4 protein-coding genes are annotated in these 3,480 nt (G+C 44.4%); 3 read left to right on the top strand and 1 reads right to left on the bottom strand.

The window, feature by feature from the left end; genetic code table 11:
* The coding region (locus A3761_RS28995) for a double zinc ribbon domain-containing protein (protein ID WP_369808212.1) at positions 1–374 on the bottom strand (374 nt) is incomplete at its 3' end.
* Between the two features lie 74 nt (positions 375–448).
* Between A3761_RS28995 and bioB the strand changes: the two genes are divergently transcribed.
* The 3 genes from bioB to A3761_RS08650 form a co-directional block, all read left to right on the top strand.
* Positions 449–1,519, top strand: a complete 1,071-nt coding sequence (gene bioB / locus A3761_RS08660) for a biotin synthase BioB (protein WP_068513447.1) — start codon at positions 449–451, stop codon at positions 1,517–1,519.
* A 108-nt stretch (positions 1,520–1,627) separates the two neighbouring features.
* Positions 1,628–2,842, top strand: coding sequence for an 8-amino-7-oxononanoate synthase (gene bioF, locus A3761_RS08655; RefSeq protein WP_068553262.1), 1,215 nt, complete (start codon positions 1,628–1,630; stop codon positions 2,840–2,842).
* On the top strand, positions 2,835–3,480 hold a 646-nt coding region (locus A3761_RS08650; protein ID WP_068750118.1), incomplete at its 3' end, for an alpha/beta fold hydrolase. The genes bioF and A3761_RS08650, both read left to right, overlap by 8 nt.

Genomic DNA, 3,480 nt, shown 5'->3' with positions numbered 1-3,480 from the left:
AGGTAACGACAAAACTCGAGACCTAAGCTCTTCAGCCAATATTGTTCTCCAGATGATTTAACTCTATAAATGATGCTATTGATCGGGAAGGAATAGTTGAATGGCGCCACACATGTCTTGAACGGGGGAGGACTGCTAAGGCATTCTCCACAGATAAGCTCTTTACAACTCTCGCTATTCATTGGAAGCGAGCATTGCTTGCAGAATGTAACATTCCATTCCAAGTCCGCTAAGCAAGATTTGCAAATCGCTGATTTATTTAGAGTTATGGCGTCGCATAGTAAGCAAGGGGATTGAAAAATAATATCCAGAGCATGCCAGTTGTTAACCAAAAAATGAAATTTGGTTGACAACTTTTTGGTGAAGCTTATCATTACACTCATCCTTAAGCGTTGATGTATAAAGTTGACGCATGTTTTACCATGGTTTTGCACACGAGAACATACTTATGAGCGTACGACACGATTGGACTGCTGCCGAAGTTCAGGCTTTATTCGACTTGCCGTTTAATGATTTGATGTTTAAAGCGCAAGTTGTGCATAGAGACAATTTCGATCCCAACGAAGTTCAAGTGAGTACTTTGCTGTCGATCAAGACGGGTGCTTGCCCTGAGGATTGTAAATATTGCCCGCAGAGCGGACATTACAATACTGGCCTGGAAAAAGAGCGCTTGCTACAGGTTGAAAAAGTACTAGAGAAAGCCAAAGAAGCAAAAGCAAAAGGAAGTAGTCGTTTCTGCATGGGGGCCGCTTGGAAACACCCGAGTGATAAAGACCTACCTTATGTATTAGAAATGGTTAAAGGTGTTAAAGATATGGGGCTTGAGACCTGTATGACCTTGGGTAAATTAACCCAGGATCAGGCCGACCAGCTGGGCGATGCAGGCCTGGATTATTACAACCATAATTTGGATACCTCTCCCGAATATTACGATAAGATTATTACCACTAGAAGCTATCAGGATCGACTGGATACACTGTCTCATGTTCGTGACGCAGGTATGAAAGTCTGTAGTGGCGGCATCGTTGGTATGGGTGAAAAGGCAACTGATCGTGTAGGACTTTTTGTGCAGTTAGCAAACTTGCCAGTTCATCCTGAAAGTGTCCCCATCAATATGCTGGTTAAAGTGAAGGGAACGCCACTTGAAAACGTTGACGACTTGGATAAGTTTGAATTTATTCGTTGTATTGCTGTTGCACGTATCATGATGCCTAAGAGTCATGTGCGCCTATCTGCAGGGCGGGAAGCGATGTCAGATGAGATGCAGTCAATGGCATTTATGGCTGGAGCAAACTCAATTTTCTATGGTGAGTGCCTGTTGACTACTCCTAACCCTGAGTCTCATAAAGATATGCAATTGTTCAAGCGTTTGGGCTTACGCCCTGAACAGCGCATTGAAAAGTCTGATGCCGATCAGGAAGCTCAACTAAATAAGGCGATTGACGCAGAAGCTAATAAGCATTTGTTTTACGAAGCGGCTTCCCCAGCTGGAAATGAACAATCTCAATCACTTGTTTAATTTCTGATGGTTCGCAACGAGTGGTCTGCTTAATCAAATTAGGCCACTGATCCTTTCTTCTGAGTAGATAGGTTTTGTTAGCTGTATAAGCAGTAATTGGTTTAGTTTATGTCTATTTTTGAAGACCTTTGGCAGCAAGAGATTGACGCTCTAAAAGCTAAGAGTTTATTGCGTTCTCATCGCTTGCTAAGTTCGCCTCAGCAGATTGAACCGCTTGTTGATGGTCGTAAGCTTCTTTCCTTTTGTAGTAATGACTATCTAGGTTTAGCGAATCATACTGCGCTGAAGAAAGCAGCCAAATCCTGTATCGACAGGAGTGGTGTGGGCAGTGGCGCCTCGCATCTTGTCGTTGGGCATCATCAAGAACATGAAGCCTTAGAGTGCGAACTTGCAGAGTTTACCGGGCGTGATAAAGCGCTGGTTTTTTCTAGTGGCTATATGGCCAACTTGGCAGTGGTATCTACCCTGGTAGGAAAGGGCGACATTGTGCTGCAGGATAAGCTTAACCACGCCTCGCTTATAGATGGTGGCTTATTGAGTGGAGCTCGCTTTCAACGCTACTTACACAATGACGTTTCCAGCCTTAGTTCTCATTTAGATAAGCTCTCGACACGTAGTCAGCCGGTAGGTGTGAAACAAAGCAAGGCCTTAGTCGTTAGTGACGGCATATTCAGCATGGATGGAGATATCGCACCCCTGAAAGATATTGCAGCAACCTGCACTGCGCAAGGTGCCTTATTAATGGTTGATGACGCGCATGGCTTGGGTGTTATTGGTGAACAGGGAAAAGGCTCATGTAATGTATTTGGACTTGCTCAGAAAGACGTTCCTGTGTTGATGGGTACCTTTGGCAAAGCCTTTGGTACATCAGGTGCTTTTGTTGCTGGTTCAGAGCTTCTAATCGATTACCTGACTCAAGCGGCACGCCCTTATATTTATACAACAGCTATGCCACCGGCGATTGCGGCTGCAACACGAGCTAGTCTTGATCTGATTAAAAAAGCCGATCAGAAGCGAGCACATTTATCCTCTTTGATCACTTACTTTAGGCTTGAGGCACAAGCGCTAGGTTATTGTCTTGTTGAATCAAATAGTCCTATTCAGCCTTTGATTATCGGCAGTAGTGATGATGCTATCGCACTGTCAAACTTCCTGCTTAGTCAGGGCATACTGGTAACCGCTATTCGTCCTCCTACTGTTCCTGCTAATACCTCGCGCTTACGTGTGACCTTTAGTGCTGATCATGATCTAGCCCACGTTGAGCAACTGCTCGATGCCCTCAGTATGGCGATAGATTTAGGTATTGTGACACCAGATGTCTAAGCAAACTGTGCAACATATTGTGTTAGTGAATGGCTGGTCAGCGCCGACCTCGATGTGGGAAGACTTTTTTGCAGAAGGTTTTGACGGATATTCTATTGATGTCTTGAGTCTTGCTGGTCTGACATCCTTGGATGAATGTAGTCGAGCTATTGACGACTGTGTTCAGCCAGGAACGCTTGTTGCAGCTTGGTCTCTTGGTGGTCAGCTGGCTCTTAACTATTTGTCTAACTATAGTTCTGAAAAGTTACGTAAGGGATTTGTTGAAGGCGTGGCTCTTCTTCAATCGACCCCATGTTTCGTTAATCAGGATGGTTGGCCCTATGGCGTCACAACTGAAGACTTTGATTCGTTGCAGGGCTTGGTTGAGGCTGAAGAGTGGTCGCAGCTGGTTCGTCGTTTTTCCTTTTTACTGTTATCGGGAAGTCAGTACCGACACTTGGACAAAAAGTTCCTGCATTTAGTTTATACAGTGGAGTCGCTGCCGCCAAAATCTAGTTTAGAGTTTGGTTTAGGTTTACTGAAAAGCTTGGACTTAAGACAGTGCCTGGAAAATATATCAACTCCAATGTATTGGCTTCTAGGTAGTCATGACAGTCTAATCGCTCAAGACTTGGCAATCTATATCGAGAATCAAGTTG

The organism is Oleiphilus sp. HI0123 (genome assembly GCF_001635315.1).
This window is presented reverse-complemented; position numbering and strand designations above follow the sequence as displayed.